The organism is Streptomyces sp. AC627_RSS907 (genome assembly GCF_019049165.1).
On record NZ_JAGMUE010000136.1, the window covers coordinates 1 to 16,365 of the forward strand.

Below are 16,365 nucleotides of genomic sequence, written 5' to 3' on the forward strand. Positions count from 1 at the left end.
GGTGCGGGTTGTGGGGGCCTGCGGGGGCCGGTGGGTGTGTGGGTGGGGTGCCTGCGGCGGCCTGTGCGGGTTCGGTGGGGGTGCGGGTAGCGCGTTCGGTGGTGGGGTGGGTCGGGGCCGGGTCGGGGGGTGTCCGTCCTCGGAACGGCGCGGAATCGGTCGGCCACGGAAGGGCCGGCGCGGACGCGCCAACCGCTGCGGGCGGACACCCCCCGACCCGTCCCCTTCCCGCCGTACGCGGCCAACCCGCCGTAGCTCGCGGGCAGGCCGCCCCGCCCCCGCTGCGGGCAGTCCGTCCGGCCGCCGCTGCGGTCCGTCCGCCGCCGCTGCTGCGGGCAGTCCGTCCGGCCGCCGCTGCGGTCCGTCCGGGACCGCCCCGCTGCGGGCAGTCGTGCCGCTGGGGCGGCACGGGTTGGTGATGGGGGCCCGGTCGAGCGAAGCCGGGAGTGGGGGAGGCGCCCCGTAGCGCCGGGACGCGCGACCCACCCCCGCGCCGGGTGGTCCACGCCCGGTGCTACATGCGGGACACGTTCCGCTCGTACACCAGCCGTAGCCCCATCAGCGTCAGCCACGGCTCGTGTTCGTCGATGACCGAGGACTCGCCCAGCACCATCGGCGCCAGCCCGCCCGTGGCGATGACCGTGACGTCGTCCGGGTCGTCGGCCAGCTCGCGGGACATGCGGTTGACGACCCCGTCGACCTGGCCGGCGAAGCCGTACACGATGCCGGACTGCATCGCCTCGACCGTGTTCTTGCCGATCACGCTGCGCGGCCGGGCCACCTCGATCTTGCGGAGCTGGGCGCCCTTGACGCCGAGCGCCTCGACCGAGATCTCGATGCCGGGGGCGATGACCCCGCCGACGTACTCCCCGCGCGCGCTGACCGCGTCGAACGTCGTCGCCGTGCCGAAGTCCACGACGATCGCCGGGCCGCCGTAGAGCTCGACGGCCGCGACGGCGTTGATGATGCGGTCCGCGCCGACCTCCTTGGGGTGGTCGGTGAGGATGGGGACGCCCGTCTTGACGCCCGGTTCGACCAGGACGGCGGGGACGTCGCCGTAGTAGCGGCGGGTGACCTCGCGGAGTTCGTGCAGGACCGAGGGGACCGTCGCGCAGATGGCGATGCCGTCGATGCCGTCGCCCAGCTCGTCGCCGAGGAGGGGGTGCATGCCCATCAGTCCCTGGAGGAGGACCGCGAGCTCGTCGGCCGTGCGGCGCGCGTCCGTGGAGATGCGCCAGTGCTCGACGATGTCCTCGCCGTCGAAGAGGCCCAGGACGGTGTGGGTGTTGCCTACGTCGATCGTCAGCAGCATGGGCTCTACTCCGCCGCTCGCAGGTCCAGGCCGATGTCCAGGATGGGGGAGCTGTGGGTGAGGGCGCCCACGGCCAGGTAGTCGACGCCCGTGGCCGCGTACGCCTTGGCGTTGTCGAGGCTGAGGCGGCCGGAGGCCTCCAGCGCGGCCCGGCCGGCGACCAGGGCGACCGCCTCCTCGCACTCCCCCGGCGTGAAGTTGTCCAGCAGGATCAGGTCCGCACCCGCGTCCACGACCTCGCGGAGCTGGTGCAGGGTGTCGACCTCGACCTCGATGGGGACGTCGGGGAAGCGCTCGCGGACGGCCTGGAAGGCCGCCGCCACGCCGCCGGCGGCCACTACGTGGTTGTCCTTGACCAGGGCCGCGTCCGAGAGGGACATGCGGTGGTTGACGCCGCCGCCGCAGCGGACGGCGAACTTCTCGAGGCCGCGCAGCCCGGGGGTCGTCTTGCGGGTGTCCCGGACCTTCGCCTTCGTACCCTCCAGGACGTCCGCCCACGCGCGCGTGGCCGTCGCGATGCCCGACATGCGGCACAGGAGGTTCAGGGCACTGCGTTCCGCGGTCAGGATGTCGCGGGTGCGGGTGGTGACGGAGAGGAGCTTCTGGCCGGCTTCCACGCGGTCGCCGTCCTCGACGTGGCGTTCCACCTCGAACTCGTCCGTGCAGACGACCGACATCACCGCCTCGGCGATCCTGAGGCCCGCCACCACGCCCGCCTCCCGTGCGGTGAAGTCGGCGGTGGCCACGGCGTCCTCGGGGATGGTCGCGACCGTCGTGACGTCCACGCCGCCCGCCAGGTCCTCCTGGATGGCGACGTTCGCGATGTCCTCGACCTCCACGGGGTCGAGTCCCGAGTCGAGCAGGAGGGCCGCGAGTGCGGGGTCGAGGCCGCACTCCATGTAGGTCTCTTCGTCGGTTTCCGCGCCGCAGGCGCAGCCGTCGCCGCAGCCTCCGGTGGAGGCGAGGGGAAGGTCGGGGGTGTTCACTGCTGTCACTGCTCCTGGGGACGCCGCGTCGGCTGGTCGCTGTGGGTGGTCGGGGGGAATTCTGGCGTGTTCGTGGTGTGCACGGCGAGGGTGCGGTCCGGGTTCAGCCGTACGACGATGTGGCGGCGCCACGTGGTGTCGTCGCGCTCCGCGTGGTCCTCGCGCCAGTGACAGCCGCGGGTCTCCTCGCGGCGTGCCGCCGCGGCCACCAGGACGCGGGCCACGCACAGCAGGTTGGTGGCCTCCCAGGTGTCGACGCCCGGCTCGGACGTCTTGCCGTTCTCGTCCAGGGTCTCGCGGGCCTCGGTGTGGAGGCGGTGCAGCCGGTCGGCCGCCCGCGCGAGGGAGTCCGCCGAGCGCAGGACACCGGCTCCCTCGGTCATGATCCGCTGGATCGTGAGGCGGGCCTCGGGCGGGAGGAGGGGGTGCTCCGGGTGTTCCCGGAGCGGAAGGGGTGCGGGCACGCGCGCGGGGAGGGTGCCGTCGGCGTGGCTCGCCGCGATGTCGGCGGCGATGCGCTCCGCGTAGACCAGGCCCTCCAGGAGGGAGTTGGAGGCCAGGCGGTTGGCGCCGTGCACGCCCGTGCAGGCGACCTCGCCGCACGCGTACAGGCCGGGGACGGTCGTACGGCCGTGGGCGTCGGTGCGGACGCCGCCGGAGGCGTAGTGGGCGGCCGGGGCGACCGGGACGGGCTCGGTGACCGGGTCGATGCCGTGGGCGCGGCAGGCGGCGAGGATCGTGGGGAAACGGCGCTCCCACATCGCCGCCCCGAAGTGGCGCGCGTCCAGGTACATGTGCTCGGCGCCCCGCTCCTGCATGCGGCGCGTGATGCCCTTGGCGACGATGTCCCGGGGGGCCAGTTCGGCCAGCTCGTGCTGTCCCCGCATGAAGCGCACGCCGTCCGCGTCCACCAGGTGGGCGCCCTCGCCGCGTACCGCCTCCGAGACCAGGGGCTGCTGGCCCTCGGCGTCCGGGCCCAGGAAGAGCACCGTGGGGTGGAACTGGACGAATTCCAGGTCGCTCACCTCGGCGCCCGCGCGGAGGGCGAGCGCGACGCCGTCGCCCGTGGAGACGGACGGGTTCGTCGTCGCCGAGAAGACCTGGCCCATGCCGCCGGTCGCCAGGACCACGGCGGGTGCGTGGACCGCGCCGACGCCGTCGTGCTGGCCCTCGCCCATCACGTGCAGGGTGACGCCGGCGGTGCGGCCGTCGGCGTCCGCGAGGAGGTCGAGGACGAGGGCGTTCTCGACCGTGCGGATCCCGCGCGCGCGTACCGCCTCCACCAGGGCCCGGGAGATCTCCGCGCCCGTGGCGTCGCCGCCGGCGTGGGCGATGCGGCGACGGTGGTGGCCGCCCTCGCGGGTGAGTTCCAGGCCGCCCTCGGCGGACTCGTCGAAGTGCGCGCCGGTGGCGATGAGGCGGCGTACGGCGTCGGGGCCCTCGGTGACCAGGATGCGCACCGCTTCCTCGTCGCACAGGCCCGCGCCGGCGACCAGGGTGTCGTCCAGGTGCTGCTCCGGGGTGTCGCCCTCGCCGAGGGCCGCGGCGACGCCGCCCTGCGCCCAGCGGGTGGAGCCGTCGTCCAGGCGGGCCTTGGTGACCACGACCGTCGTCAGGCCGGCCGCCTCGCAGCGCAGGGCGGCGGTGAGGCCGGCGACGCCGGAGCCGACGACCACCACGTCTGCGGCAACGGCCCAGCCGGGCGCGGGGGCGTGCAGTCGTATGCCTGTGCTGGTCACGAGGCGGCTCCGAAGACGAGGGGGACGTTGTCGATCAGCCGGGTGGCGCCGACCCGGGCGGCGACGGCGAGGACGGCCTCGCCGGTGTGGTCGTCGCCGATCTCGGTGAAGTCGGACGGATCGACCAGGGCGAGGTAGTCCAGCTCCAGCGGCGGGTCGAGGCGGGCGGCGTCGTCCAGGACCAGGCGGGCGGCGGCCCGGACGGCGTCGGGGCCGCCCGGGACCGCGTGCGAGACGGCGTGGGCGTCGGCCGCCGCGCGGGACTCGCCCAGGGCGTTGAGCGCCTCGGCACGCGCGTGCGTCGCGGGCACTTCACGGGCCCGCGCGCGCAGCGCCTCCTGGGCGGCGTGCCGGTCCAAGCCCGCGAAGAGCGCCTGGGAGAGCGCGAGGGCCGTGCGACGCTCCCGGGGCGAGAGGTAGCGGTTGCGGCTGGACAGGGCCAGGCCGTCCTCCTCGCGCACGGTGGGGACGCCGACGATCTCCACGCCGAAGTTCAGGTCGCGGACCATGCGGCGGATCAGGGCGAGCTGCTGGGCGTCCTTCTGGCCGAAGAGGGCGAGGTCCGGGCGGGTCAGGTGGAGCAGCTTGGCGACCACGGTGAGCATGCCGTCGAAGTGGCCGGGGCGTGAGGCGCCCTCCAGGCGTTCGCCCATGGGGCCCGCGGTGACGCGGACCTGCGGTTCGCCGCCGGGGTAGACCTCGTCGACGGCAGGGGCGAAGACGGCGTCCGCGCCCGCCTGCCCGGCGAGCCTCAGGTCGGCGTCCAGGGTGCGGGGGTAGCGGTCCAGGTCCTCGCCCGCGCCGAACTGCAGCGGGTTGACGAAGACGGTGACCACGACCTCGCCGTCGGGGCCGGCGGCCTGGCGCGCGGTGCGGATCAGGGTCGCGTGGCCCTCGTGGAGGGCGCCCATGGTCATCACGACGGCCCGGCGGCCTTGACGCACGCGTGCGTGCAGTTCGTCGGCGGTGCGCAGCAGGGTGGGCGGGGCGGGGGTCATCGGGCGTCTCCCTCGGTGCCGGTGGTGCCGGTGGTTCCGCCGGTGGCCTCGGCGAGCACCTCAAGGAGGTCCTCGGCGAGTTCGGGCTTGAGGAGCCCGTGGGCCAGCACGCGGTCGGCGGTCGCGCGCGCCATCGCCAGGTAGCCGGCCACGGCCTGCGGGGCGTGGTCGCGCAGCTCCACGATGTGTGCGGCGACCGTGCCCGCGTCACCGCGCGCGACGGGGCCGGTGAGGGCCGCGTCACCGGAGCGCAGGGCGTTGTCCAGGGCGGCGCCCAGCAGCGGGCCGAGCATCCGGTCGGGGGCCCCGACGCCGGCGCCGCGCAGCAGTTCCATGGACTGGGCGACCAGGGTGACCAGGTGGTTGGCGCCGAGGGCGAGCGCCGCGTGGTACAGCGGGCGCTTGTCCTCGGCGATCCACTCCGGCTCGCCGCCCATCTCGATGACCAGCGCCTCGGCGGCCAGCCGCAGTTCCTCGGGCGCGGTGACGCCGAAGGAGCAGCCGGCCAGGCGCTGGACGTCCACGGGGGTGCCGGTGAAGGTCATCGCCGGGTGCAGGGCGAGCGGCAGGGCGCCGGCCCGCAGCGCGGGGTCCAGGACCTTCGCGCCGTACCTCCCAGAGGTGTGCACGAGCAGCTGGCCCGGCCGCACCGCGCCGGTCTCGGCGAGGCCGGTCACCAGGTCGGGCAGGGCGTCGTCCGGGACGGTCAGCAGCACCAGCTCGGCGCGTTGGAGGACCTCGGCGGGCGCCATGAGCGGCACGTCGGGCAGGAGTGCCGCGGCACGCCGCCGGGAGGCGTCGGAGACCCCGGAGACGGCCACCGGGCGGTGCCCGGCGAGCTGGAGGGACGCGGCCAGCGCGGGGCCCACGCGGCCGGCGCCGACGACGCCTACGGTGAGCCGCGCGGGGCGGTCCTTGGGGTCTGGCTGTGGGGTTGTGTTCACGCGACGGCGGCCTTCCCGTTCCAGTCCGCTCGGGGTACCGGACGATTTCTCGTCATGCTAACGCGATCGGTCCGAGGACCGTCCGGTTGTCCACAGGCTGTGGGTTTCCGTGCGATGCCGTGGTATGCCTGCCCGCGCGGGTGGGGAGGCGTGGCGGAACGTGGGGGAACCGCAGAATCCGGGGAAACCCGGGTGCCCGGCGGTGCGTGGGCACGGCATGATCCCGGCATGAGCGATACGGCGCCACACACGGACCGGGCGGAGCAGGCGGAACGGGCGGGGCAGGGCGGGCGTGCGACCGGGGAGGCGGACGCCGCGGAGCCGGTCGAGGAGCGGTACAAGCGGCTTCGTGCACGCCGCGTGGCCGCGCACCGAGACGCGCGACGCGTCCTCGCGCGCCCGGGCGTCGCCACCACCTTGCGGGAGCGCCTCGCCCTGCTGGACACGGCCGCCGGACTGTACGACCTCGACGAGCCGTCCGACATGTACGGCAACGGCGTCGTGCAGGCCCTGGAGGAGAAGGTCGCCGCCCTCCTCGGCACCGAGGCCGCCGCCTTCTTCCCCACCGGGACCATGGCCCAGCAGGTGGCGCTGCGCTGCTGGGCGGGCCGCACCGGCAACCCGGTCGTCGCCCTGCACGGGCTCAGCCATCCCGAGGTGCACGAGCGGAACGCCTTCAGCCGGGTCAGCGGGCTGCGCCCGGTGCGCCTGACCAGCGCTCCCCGACTGCCGACCGCCGACGAGGTACGCGACTTCGAGGAGCCGTTCGGGGCGCTGATGCTGGAGCTGCCGCTCAGGGAGGCCGGTTTCGTGCTGCCCACCTGGGAGGAGCTCACCGAGGTCGTCGAGGCCGCGCGGGAGCGCGACGCGGTGGTCCACTTCGACGGGGCCCGCCTGTGGGAGTCCACCGTCCGCTTCGGCCGCCCCCTGGCGGAGATCGCGGGCCTCGCGGACAGCGTCTACGTCTCGTTCTACAAGTCCCTCAAGGGCTACGGCGGAGCCGCCCTGGCCGGCCCGCGGACGCTGGTCGAGGAGGCCAGGGCCTGGCGGCACCGGTACGGAGGCGCGGTCTTCCAGCAGTTCCCCACGGTGCTGTCGGCCCTGGCCGGCCTGGAGCGCGAGCTGCCCCGGCTGCCGGAGTACGTGGCCCACGCGCGCGTGGTGGCCGCCGCGCTGCGCGAGGGCTTCGCGGCGACCGGGCTGCCGTGGGCCCGGGTGCACCCCGGGGTGCCGCACACCCACGAGTTCCAGGTCTGGCTGCCCTGCGACGCCGACGCCGCGGGCGAGGCCGCGCTGCGGCAGGCCGAGGAGACGGGGACGGCGCTCTTCTCCCGGCCCTGGGACGCGTCCGGCCCGGGGATCGCCGTCACCGAGGTGGGGGTGGAGGCGGCGGGCCTGGAGTGGACCGCCGACGACGTGAAGGCGGCGGTCGCCGACTTCGCCGCGCGGCTGACCGGCTCCGGCTGACCGGCTGACCGGCTGAGGACCGACGGCTGAGGGAACCCGGCGGTGGCTGACGGCCGAGCAGCTGAGGGCGGAGAGCCGGAGGTCGACGGGAGAGCTGGGGAATGACGGGGCGGAGCTGGAGACTGACGGGAGAACTGGAGACTGACGGGGGAGCTGGAGCCGACGGGAGACCGGCCGACGGCTGGCGGCGTGACGGCCGGGTGACGGCCGGCCGGCCCGCTGCTGACGGCCGGTCAGGTCCGGGCCCCGCGTCAGCCGGTGGCGTGCGGCCGCGTCGTCCGCCACCGGCGCAGGGCCCGCCGTACGCGACCGCGTGCCGGACGGCCGGCGAGGACCGCCCGGAACCGGCGGCGGTCGTGCCACTCGCGCACGACCTGCCGGTCGTGGGTGCCGGGCGCGGGCGGCGTGGCCGTGCCGAGCTGCTGGGCGCGGTAGGCGTCGAGGAGGTACTGCTGCGTGATGCTCATGGCGGGTCGCCTTCCCAGGGACGTAGGGGGTGGGGATCGGGCTCCGCGGCTGCCCCGGTGACCCCAGACTGCTCCGGTGCGGACCCGCGGTCGTGCCGATTGACGGCGGCAGTCAATCGACGGCGGCGTTGTCAGTGGCGGCGTGCACCATGGGGGCATGAGCGTGCGTATCGACATCGCGGGGCTGCGGCCGGAGAGGGTCGCCGTCGTGCCGTCGCCCCTGGCCGAGCTGGGCATGGCCCTGCACGCGCTGTCCGAGCCGGCGCACCACCCGGGCCTGCAGGGCTGGGCGACGGGCGTGACCGCGCGGCTCGACTCGCACCTGGCCGACCGGATGTGCGAGGCCGACTTCCTGTGGCGGACGACGTTCTCGGACCTGTTCATGCCGTTCGCCGGCATCCCGGGCCGCAGCACGCTGCCCGGGGCCACCCTCGCCGATGACCTGGACCTGCTCGACAAGCTGTCCGACGAGCAGTTCGTGGACGCGGCCCTGGAGTTCACCTGCGCCCTGTCGTACGGCACCGGCGGGGTCTCCGCGCTCACGGACGCGACGGTACGCCGGCGCGCGCTGGACCTGGCCGCCGCGCGGGGGCCGCAGCAGCTGCGCTTCAGCGAGCGGCTGCTGACCGACCCACCGCGGATCCGGGGCTGGTTCCGGCAGTTCACGCAGGACTGCGACGACGCGTTCTTCGCGGAGGCCTGGTCCCGGCTCCGCCACCAGCTGGCGGCGGACGCCCGCCTCAAGACCGACCTGCTGCGCCGCAAGGGCCTCGCCGAGGCGTTGGCCTCGGTCTCCCCGGCGGTGACGCTGGACGAGGCCGCCGCGCGGATCACGGTCGACAAGCTGGGCGACGGCCGCTCGGCGACGGCGGACGGCGGGCTCCTGCTGGTCCCCACCAGCCTCGGCTGGCCGCACCTGATGGTCCTGCACCGGCACGACTGGCAGCCGGTGCTGCACTACCCGGTCGGCTCCCCCGAGCTGGCCTCACCGCCCTCCGTCGAGCAGCTCACACTGCGGATGACCGCGCTGTCCCACCCGGTCCGCATGCGGATCTGCCGGCACCTGGCCCGCAGCGCGTACACCACGAGCGAGCTGGCGCAGGCGCACGGCATGACGGCCCCGGAGATATCCCGGCACCTGGGCGTGCTGAAGAAGGCGGGCCTGATCACGACGCGACGCCGCGGACGGTACGTCCTGCACCAGCTGGACGTGACGGTCGTGGCCCGGCTGGGCAGCGACTTCCTGGAGGGGATACTCCGCTGACCCTCGGGCGCCGGATCGGCCGAAGCGGCGGCCACCGTAGGGCCCGTTGCTCCACGGGAGCACGCGCGGACCCCGCCGGCGAGGGGCCGGGCGCTGTCAGCCCTGGCCGCCACCGGCACGCACCAGCCCGGTCTCGTAGGCGAGGACGACCACCTGCACCCGGTCGCGCAGGCCGAGCTTGGTCAGGATGCGGCCCACGTGCGTCTTCACGGTCGCCTCCGACAGCACGAGCCGAGCCGCGATCTCCCCGTTGGACAGGCCCTGCGCGACCAGCACCATCACCTCGCGCTCCCGTTCGGTGAGCCGCTGGAGCTCCTTGCGCCGGGGCTCCTGGTTGGTGGCCGGCAGCATCGGCGCGAAGCGGTCGAGGAGCCGACGGGTGGTCGAGGGGGCCACCACCGCGTCGCCGCTGTGCACGGAACGGATCGCGGCGAGCAGTTCGTCGGGCGGTACGTCCTTGAGCATGAAGCCGGAGGCACCCGCCTTCAGCCCGGAGAAGGCGTACTCGTCGAGGTCGAAGGTGGTCAGGATCAGCACCTTCGGCGCGTCCGGCTCCGCACAGATCCGGTTGGTGGTCTCGACCCCGTCGAGCTTGGGCATGCGGACGTCCATCAGGACGACGTCCACGGCGGTGGAGCGCAGCACCTGAAGGGCCTCGACCCCGTCGCCCGCCTCCGCGACGACCTCCATGTCCGGCTGGGCCGCCAGCACCATCCGGAACCCGGTGCGCAGCAGCACCTGGTCGTCGACGAGCATTACGCGGATCGCCATCGGGGCCTCTTCCTTACAGGTGTCAACGCGGTACGTGCGTACGGGCGCGGATATCAGTGTGCGGGTTTCAACGGCAGCAGTGCGCTGATGCGGAATCCTCCGCCCTGGCGCGGGCCCGCGTCCAGGGTGCCGCCGACCATGCCGACCCGCTCGCGCATGCCGATCAGGCCGTGGCCCTGGCCGTCGAGGCCGCCCTCCTCGTACAGCTCGTGCGGGGCGCCCTTGCCGTCGTCCTCGACGAGCAGCCCGAGTCCGTCGTCGAAGTAGACCAGGCGCACGCTCGCGCCCGCGTTGGGTCCGCCGTGCTTGCGCGTGTTGGTGAGCGCCTCCTGCACGATGCGGTAGGCGGTGAGCTCGACGCCGCTGGGCAGCTCGCGCGGGGTGCCCTCGATCTTGAAGTCGACGGGCAGCCCGGAGGTACGGCACTGCTCGACGAGGTCCTCGATCTGCTGGACGTCGGGCTGCGGGACGTACTCGCCGGCCTCCTGGTGCTCGCCGGTGCGCAGCACGCCGAGCAGGCGACGCATCTCGGCGAGCGCCTGGCGGCCGGTGGAGGAGATGGTCTCCAGGGCCTTCTTCGCCTGGTCGGGGGCCGCGTCCAGGACGTAGGCGGCGCCGTCGGCCTGCACCACCATCACGGAGACGTTGTGCGCGACGACGTCGTGCAGTTCGCGCGCGATCCGGGCGCGCTCGGCGGCGACCGCGACCTTGGCCTGCGCCTCGCGCTCCTTCTCCAGCCGGGCCGCCCGCTCCTCCAACTGGGCGAAGTAGGCGCGGCGGGTGCGGATCGAGTCACCGAGCACCCAGGCGAGGGCGAACGGCACCCCCTGGAAGACCGTTATGGCGATGCTGCCCGCTATCCCGGCGTCCTCGGTGGGCCAGCGCAGGTGGGCGACGGGCGCGGCGCACAGCCCCGTGGCCAGCGCGGTCCGGGAGGCCCAGCGGGCTCCGTTCGCGGCCACGGTGTAGACGATCACCAGGAAGGCGAAGTCGGCCGCCATCGTGGGCACGTCCAGCGCCACCTGCCCCAGGCCCAGCGCGACGGCCAGCAGCAGCATCTTCTCCGGCAGGCGCCGGCGCAGCGCGATCACCGCGCACAGCAGCACGATGAAGGGAACGATCAGCGCCGTGACGTCCGTCCCCCTGGTCTCCTGCTGCGAGGGCAGGGACACAAAGGTGATCCCGAGCAGGACGAGAGCCCAGAAACAGTCGACCCCGGTCGGGTGTCTGCGGAGGAAGTCGTAGAGGCGCTGCACGTAACCCAGAGTAGGGAAGCGCGATAGGTGCAGGGGTCAACCGGAGGGCCGATCCGCGGTCCCCCCGCATACTCCGCAAGGTGGAGGCCTCGTTCTCCTGTGCGCCTAGCCTGGGCCTGTGACGCCAGGGACAGGACGGGCCGGAGAGTCCGACGGGGCTTACGAGACCCATGGGGTGTGGCGCGGCTGGCGGGAGGCCGCACGGGACGCGCTCTACGGGCCGGCCGGGTTCTACCGCGGGCCCGAGGGGCCGGCCGGGCACTTCCGTACGTCCGTCCACGCGTCGCCGCTGTTCGCCGGCGCGGTGGCGCGGCTGCTGTGCCGGGTCGACGAGGCGCTGGGGCGGCCCGCGCCGCTGGATTTCGTGGACATGGCGGCCGGGCGCGGCGAACTGGTCACCGGGGTGCTGGCCGCGCTGCCCGCCGACGTGGCCGCCCGCACGCGCGCGTACGCCGTCGAGGTCGCCGCGCGCCCGGACGGGCTGGACCACCGGATCGAGTGGCTCACCGAGCCGCCGCGCGGGGTGACCGGGCTGCTGTTCGCCAACGAGTGGCTGGACAACGTCCCGGTGGAGGTGGCGGAGGTGGACTCCGCGGGCGTCGCACGGCGGGTGCTCGTCCGGGAGGACGGGGCCGAGCGGCTCGGGGAGCCGGTGGGCGGAGCGGAGGCCGAGTGGCTGGCGCGATGGTGGCCGCTGGCGGGTGAGGAGGGGCTGCGGGCCGAGATCGGGCTCCCCCGGGACGCCGCCTGGGCGTCCGCCGTCTCGACGGTGGACAGGGGGCTCGCCGTGGCCGCCGACTACGCGCACACGGTGGGCACCCGCCCGCCGTTCGGGACGCTCACCGGCTTCCGGGAGGGGCGGGAGACGGCACCGGTGCCGGACGGGTCGTGCGACATCACGGCGCACGTGGCGCTGGACGCGGTCGCGGCGGCCTGCCCCGTGGCGTGCGCTCCGGAGTGCACGCCCCCGGGTGCGCACCAGCGCCCCGCTCTCCCGCGCCCCGCTCTCCCGCGCCCGGCTCTTCTGCGCCCGGCTCTTCTACGCCCCCAGCGCGAGGCCCTGCGCGCCCTCGGCGTCGTCGGCGCACGCCCCCCGCTCGCGCTCGCCTCCACCGACCCGGCGGCCTACGTACGCGCCCTCGCGAGCGCCTCGGAGGCCGCCGAACTGATCGCGCCCGGCGGGCTGGGGGACTTCGTGTGGCTGCTCCAGCCGGTCGGCTCCGTCGACGCCGCCGCGCTACTTGTCGATGTCGCCGACCACGAAGAACAGTGACCCGAGGATCGCCACCATGTCCGCGACCAGTGTCCCGGGCAGCAGTTCGGTGAGCGCCTGGATGTTGTTGTACGAGGCCGAGCGCAGCTTCAGCCGGTACGGGGTCTTCTCGCCCTTGCTGACCAGGTAGTAGCCGTTGATGCCGAGCGGGTTCTCGGTCCAGGCGTAGGTGTGCCCCTCGGGCGCCTTCAGCACCTTCGGGAGCCGCTGGTTGACCGGACCCGGCGGCAGCTCGGCCAGGCGGTCCAGGCAGGCGTCGGCGAGGTCGAGGGCGTTGTGCGTCTGCTCCAGCAGGCACTCGAAGCGGGCGAGGCAGTCGCCCTCGGTCCGGGTGACGACCTTCAGGGTGTCCTGGAGCTCGCCGTAGGCGAGGTACGGCTCGTCGCGGCGCAGGTCGAAGTCGACACCGGAGGCGCGCGCGATGGGCCCGCTGACGCCGTAGGCGTGCACGGCCCGCGGGGCGAGGGCACCCACGCCCCGGGTGCGCCCCCGGAAGATCTCGTTGCCGAGCACCAGGTCGTCGAAGACGTCCATGCGCGAACGCACGGCGGCGACGGCGGCACGCGCGCGCGTGGTCCAGCCGGCCGGCAGGTCCTCCTTGAGGCCGCCGACGCGGTTGAACATGTAGTGCATGCGTCCGCCGGAGACCTCCTCCATCACGTTCTGGAGGACCTCCCGCTCCCGGAAGGCGTAGAAGACCGGGGTGATGCCGCCCAGCTCCAGCGGGTACGAGCCCAGGAACATCAGGTGGTTGAGCACCCGGTTCAGCTCCGCGAGCAGCGTCCGCGTCCACACCGCGCGCGTGGGGACCTCCATGCCGAGCATCCGCTCCACGGCGAGGACCACGCCCAGCTCGTTGGAGAACGCCGACAGCCAGTCGTGACGGTTGGCGAGCACGATGATCTGACGGTAGTCACGGGCCTCGAACAGCTTCTCCGCACCGCGGTGCATGTAACCGATCACGGGCTCCGCGCTCGTGATGCGCTCGCCGTCCAGGACCAGCCTGAGCCGCAGCACACCGTGCGTGGACGGGTGCTGGGGGCCGATGTTGAGCACCATGTCGGTGCTCTCCGCGGCGCCGCCGATACCGACCATGGTCTCCGTCGTAGGAGTCATGCGGACAGTCTCCCCTACGTGCGCCGCCTACGTACGCTGGCCTCATGGAGACGGGGAGCCCTGACGGCACGGGCACGGCGCGGGCGACGGAGCCCGCCGCGGACACGGCGCGGGACGAGCCGGTGTGGACCGGGCTGCCACCGGGGCTGCTCCGGATGCGACGCCTGTTGCTGGTGGCATGGCTGGGGCTGCTGACACTCGCCGCCGGCCTGCTGCCGGGGTTCCTCATAGGCCCCGGCTGGGCGCTCCTCGCGCTGCTGCCGCCGGCCCTGGGAGTGTGGGGCTGGGTGATGCTGGAGCGCAACTGGCGCTCCTGGCGGTACGCCGAGCGCGCCGACGACCTGCTGATCAGCCGGGGCGTGCTGTGGCGGGAGGAGACCGTCGTCCCGTACGGGCGGATGCAGCTGGTGGAGGTGACCTCCGGCCCGGTCGAGCGCCACTTCGGCCTGGCCAGCGTGCAGCTCCACACCGCCGCCGCCGCGACCGACGCGACCATCCCGGGCCTCGACCCGGCGGAGGCGGAACGACTCCGCGACCACCTCACCGAGCTGGGCGAGGCCCGATCGGCGGGACTGTGACCGGGGGCGGGGCGGGAGACGGCGTGACGGGGGCCGAGGACGCCCCGACGGAGGCCGGAGCCGCCTCGGCCGGAGCCGGGGGCGAGCGGACCGGCGACCGGGACGGCTCGACGAGGGCCGGGGCCGGCGTGAACGGCGCCGGGGAGGATGCGGCCGGGACCGGCCCGCCCCGGACCGGGGGCCACACGGCCGGCGCCGGGCGCGGCGCGGCGGAAACCGGACAGCGAGCCGCCCACGGCGAACACGCCACGGGGACCACCGGCCGCGACACGACAGCGACCGGACGCCGCACGGACACGGCCGAGAAGGGCACGGTCGGGGCCGACGGCGGGGGTGACGGGGCCGACGGCCGGGGCGACGGGGTCGTCGAGCGGCGGTTGCACCCCGTGACGCCGTTGCGGCGGGCGTGGGCGCCGGTCGCCGTGGTCGTCGGGTGGGCCGTGCACGACCCCGACCAGGCGCAGCGCCAGCTGACCCGGCTGACCACCACCACGCTGCTGGTCGGCCTCGCCGTACTCATCCCGGCAGCCGCCCTGTACGGCTTCCTGACCTGGTGGTTCACCCACTTCGCGGTGACGGACACGGAGCTGCGCATCCGTACCGGCCTGCTGTTCCGGCGCACCGCGCACATCCGGCTCGAACGGATCCAGGCCGTCGACGTCACCCAGCCCCTGCTCGCCCGGGTCGCGGGGGTCGCCAAGCTCAAACTCGACGTCATAGGGACCGGCAAGAAGGACGAGCTGGCGTTCCTCGGCGAGGACGAGGCGCGTGCGCTGCGCGCCGAGCTGCTCGCCCGCGCGGCCGGCCTCGCGCCCGAGACCGCGCACGAGGTCGGCGAGGCACCTTCCCGGCAGCTGCTGCACGTGCCGCCCGGCGTGCTCGCCGTCTCGCTGCTGCTGACCGGCGCGACCTGGGGGACGCTGACCGCCGCCGTCACCGTACCGACGGTGCTGTGGCTGGCCACCCACAACCTGTGGACGGTCCTGGCGACCGCCCTGCCCCTGCTCGGCGCGGCGGGCGCGAGCAGTGCGGGCCGCTTCGTCGCGGAGTACGACTGGACGGTGGCCGAGTCCCCGGACGGGCTCCGCATCGACCGCGGGCTGCTGGACCGCACGCACGAGACGGTGCCGCCGGGCCGGGTGCAGACCGTGCGGATCGTGGAGCCGCTGCTGTGGCGGCGGCGCCGCTGGGTGCGGGTGGAGCTGGACGTGGCCGGGTCGTCGAACTCGGTGCTGCTGCCGGTCGCCCCGCGCGAGATCGCCGATTCGGTCGTCGCGCGCGTGCTGCCCGGGGTGACCGTGCCGCCGGGCGCGTCGCTGTCCCGCCCGCCGCGGCGCGCGGGACGGTGCCGGCCGGTGTGGTGGCGCGGCTACGGTCTCGCCGTCACCGACGCAGTGTTCGCCGCCCGGTACGGGCTGCTGCGCCGCAGCCTGGCCCTGGTGCCGCACGCCAAGGTGCAGAGCGTCCGCCTCACGCAGGGGCCGTGGCAGCGGACGCTGCGGCTCGCCGACGTACGGGTGGACACGGGGGCGAACAAGACCGTGACCGCACGGCTGCGGGACGCCGACGAGGCGGCGGAGCTGCTGCGCGCGCAGGCGGAGCGCTCCCGGACCGGACGGCGGGACGCGCTGCCGGACCGGTGGATGGCCTGAGGCCCGCGCCCGGTGGCGGCCCCGGTGGCGGCCGGAGCCGTCCGGTCCGGTCTCAGGACACCGCGCTGCGCAGCCCCTGTACGTCGATCTGCTCCGTCTCGTCGTGGGCCGTCAGGTCGATGACCTGGCCCCCGCTCCGGGACTCCTCGCCGCCCGCTTCGAGGGCGGCCTCCGTCTCGGCCTTGTGCAGGGCGAGGGCCTCCTGGCCGACAACGTCGGCGAGGTCCTCGTTCTGGACGGCCTCCAGGGCGTCCGACGGCGCCGTCCCGTCCTCGGCGTTCTTCGTGCCGAAGAAGTCGAAGCCGCCGTCGGCCACGGGACGCCGCGCGGGCGCGGTCGGTACGACGGCCACCGCGGTCGGCACCGTGAAGTGCCCGTCGGCCTGCCGGGTGGGCTGGGTGGGCTGCGCGGGCCGCTCGTCGGACGGGGTCGTCGGCGTGGCGGCGGCGGTGCGCTCGTGCCCGTCGGCCGCCTCGGGCTGCCCCGGCGCCTCGTCCGCCCGCGCGGACCCGGCCGCCGCGCTCGCGCCACCGCGGCTGCCG

At 74.7% G+C, this 16,365-nt stretch carries 14 protein-coding genes and 1 pseudogene; 5 read left to right on the top strand and 10 right to left on the bottom strand.

The features are described 5' to 3' along the window. Positions 1–514 precede the first annotated feature (514 nt). The 5 genes from KUM32_RS27545 to KUM32_RS27565 are packed head-to-tail and all read right to left on the bottom strand — an operon-like array spanning position 515 to position 5,979. Positions 515–1,312: a type III pantothenate kinase gene (locus KUM32_RS27545; protein ID WP_217144674.1), complete on the bottom strand. Its 798-nt coding sequence runs from the start codon at positions 1,310–1,312 to the stop codon at positions 515–517. 5 nt (positions 1,313–1,317) lie between these two features. Next, the gene (nadC, locus tag KUM32_RS27550; RefSeq protein WP_217144675.1) at positions 1,318–2,298 is read right to left on the bottom strand and encodes a carboxylating nicotinate-nucleotide diphosphorylase; all 981 of its coding nucleotides are present in this window, start codon (positions 2,296–2,298) and stop codon (positions 1,318–1,320) included. 5 nt (positions 2,299–2,303) lie between these two features. After that, positions 2,304–4,037 (bottom strand): L-aspartate oxidase, encoded by a 1,734-nt coding sequence (locus KUM32_RS27555; RefSeq protein WP_217144676.1) that lies wholly within the window; start codon positions 4,035–4,037, stop codon positions 2,304–2,306. Continuing rightward, a complete protein-coding gene (gene panC, locus KUM32_RS27560) occupies positions 4,034–5,035 on the bottom strand; it encodes a pantoate--beta-alanine ligase (RefSeq protein WP_217144677.1) in 1,002 nt (333 codons plus the stop codon). The genes KUM32_RS27555 and panC overlap by 4 nt, the downstream gene beginning before the upstream one ends. Then, on the bottom strand, positions 5,032–5,979 hold the full coding sequence (locus KUM32_RS27565; protein WP_217144678.1) for a Rossmann-like and DUF2520 domain-containing protein: 948 nt from the start codon (positions 5,977–5,979) through the stop codon (positions 5,032–5,034). The genes panC and KUM32_RS27565 overlap by 4 nt, the downstream gene beginning before the upstream one ends. Positions 5,980–6,207: 228 nt before the next feature. On the opposite strand from KUM32_RS27565, the gene KUM32_RS27570 reads away from it, so the two are divergent. Next, positions 6,208–7,446 (top strand): low specificity L-threonine aldolase, encoded by a 1,239-nt coding sequence (locus tag KUM32_RS27570; RefSeq protein WP_217144679.1) that lies wholly within the window; start codon positions 6,208–6,210, stop codon positions 7,444–7,446. Positions 7,447–7,697: 251 nt separating this feature from the next. On the opposite strand, the gene KUM32_RS27575 is transcribed toward KUM32_RS27570, so the two are convergent. Beyond that, positions 7,698–7,913 carry a hypothetical protein gene (locus tag KUM32_RS27575; protein ID WP_217144680.1) on the bottom strand — a complete coding sequence of 72 codons (216 nt, stop codon included), beginning with the start codon at positions 7,911–7,913 and terminating at the stop codon, positions 7,698–7,700. Positions 7,914–8,070: 157 nt separating this feature from the next. Between KUM32_RS27575 and KUM32_RS27580 the strand changes: the two genes are divergently transcribed. After that, a complete protein-coding gene (locus KUM32_RS27580; RefSeq protein ID WP_217144681.1) occupies positions 8,071–9,177 on the top strand; it encodes a DUF5937 family protein in 1,107 nt (368 codons plus the stop codon). A 96-nt stretch (positions 9,178–9,273) separates the two neighbouring features. On the opposite strand, the gene KUM32_RS27585 is transcribed toward KUM32_RS27580, so the two are convergent. Together KUM32_RS27585 and KUM32_RS27590 are read right to left on the bottom strand one after the other, a co-directional pair. Continuing rightward, complete coding sequence (locus KUM32_RS27585) at positions 9,274–9,948, bottom strand: response regulator transcription factor (RefSeq protein WP_217144682.1); 675 nt, start codon at positions 9,946–9,948, stop codon at positions 9,274–9,276. 53 nt (positions 9,949–10,001) lie between these two features. Beyond that, positions 10,002–11,204, bottom strand: coding sequence for a sensor histidine kinase (locus KUM32_RS27590; RefSeq protein WP_217144683.1), 1,203 nt, complete (start codon positions 11,202–11,204; stop codon positions 10,002–10,004). 118 nt (positions 11,205–11,322) lie between these two features. Between KUM32_RS27590 and KUM32_RS27595 the strand changes: the two genes are divergently transcribed. Next, a complete protein-coding gene (locus KUM32_RS27595; RefSeq protein ID WP_217144684.1) occupies positions 11,323–12,477 on the top strand; it encodes an SAM-dependent methyltransferase in 1,155 nt (384 codons plus the stop codon). On the opposite strand, the gene KUM32_RS27600 is transcribed toward KUM32_RS27595, so the two are convergent. Then, entirely contained in the window at positions 12,442–13,593 is a 1,152-nt protein-coding gene (locus KUM32_RS27600) for an NADH-quinone oxidoreductase subunit D (protein ID WP_217144685.1), read from the bottom strand. The genes KUM32_RS27595 and KUM32_RS27600 overlap by 36 nt on opposite strands. A gap of 44 nt (positions 13,594–13,637) precedes the next feature. Between KUM32_RS27600 and KUM32_RS27605 the strand changes: the two genes are divergently transcribed. Both KUM32_RS27605 and KUM32_RS27610 read left to right on the top strand, forming a co-directional pair. Further along, positions 13,638–14,171, top strand: a complete 534-nt coding sequence (locus KUM32_RS27605; RefSeq protein WP_254406227.1) for a PH domain-containing protein — start codon at positions 13,638–13,640, stop codon at positions 14,169–14,171. 377 nt (positions 14,172–14,548) lie between these two features. After that, positions 14,549–15,823, top strand: coding sequence for a PH domain-containing protein (locus KUM32_RS27610; protein WP_217144689.1), 1,275 nt, complete (start codon positions 14,549–14,551; stop codon positions 15,821–15,823). Positions 15,824–15,875: 52 nt separating this feature from the next. Here the strand turns inward: KUM32_RS27610 and KUM32_RS43880 are convergent. Further along, positions 15,876–16,365, bottom strand: a pseudogene (locus KUM32_RS43880) (hypothetical protein); the annotation flags it as partial.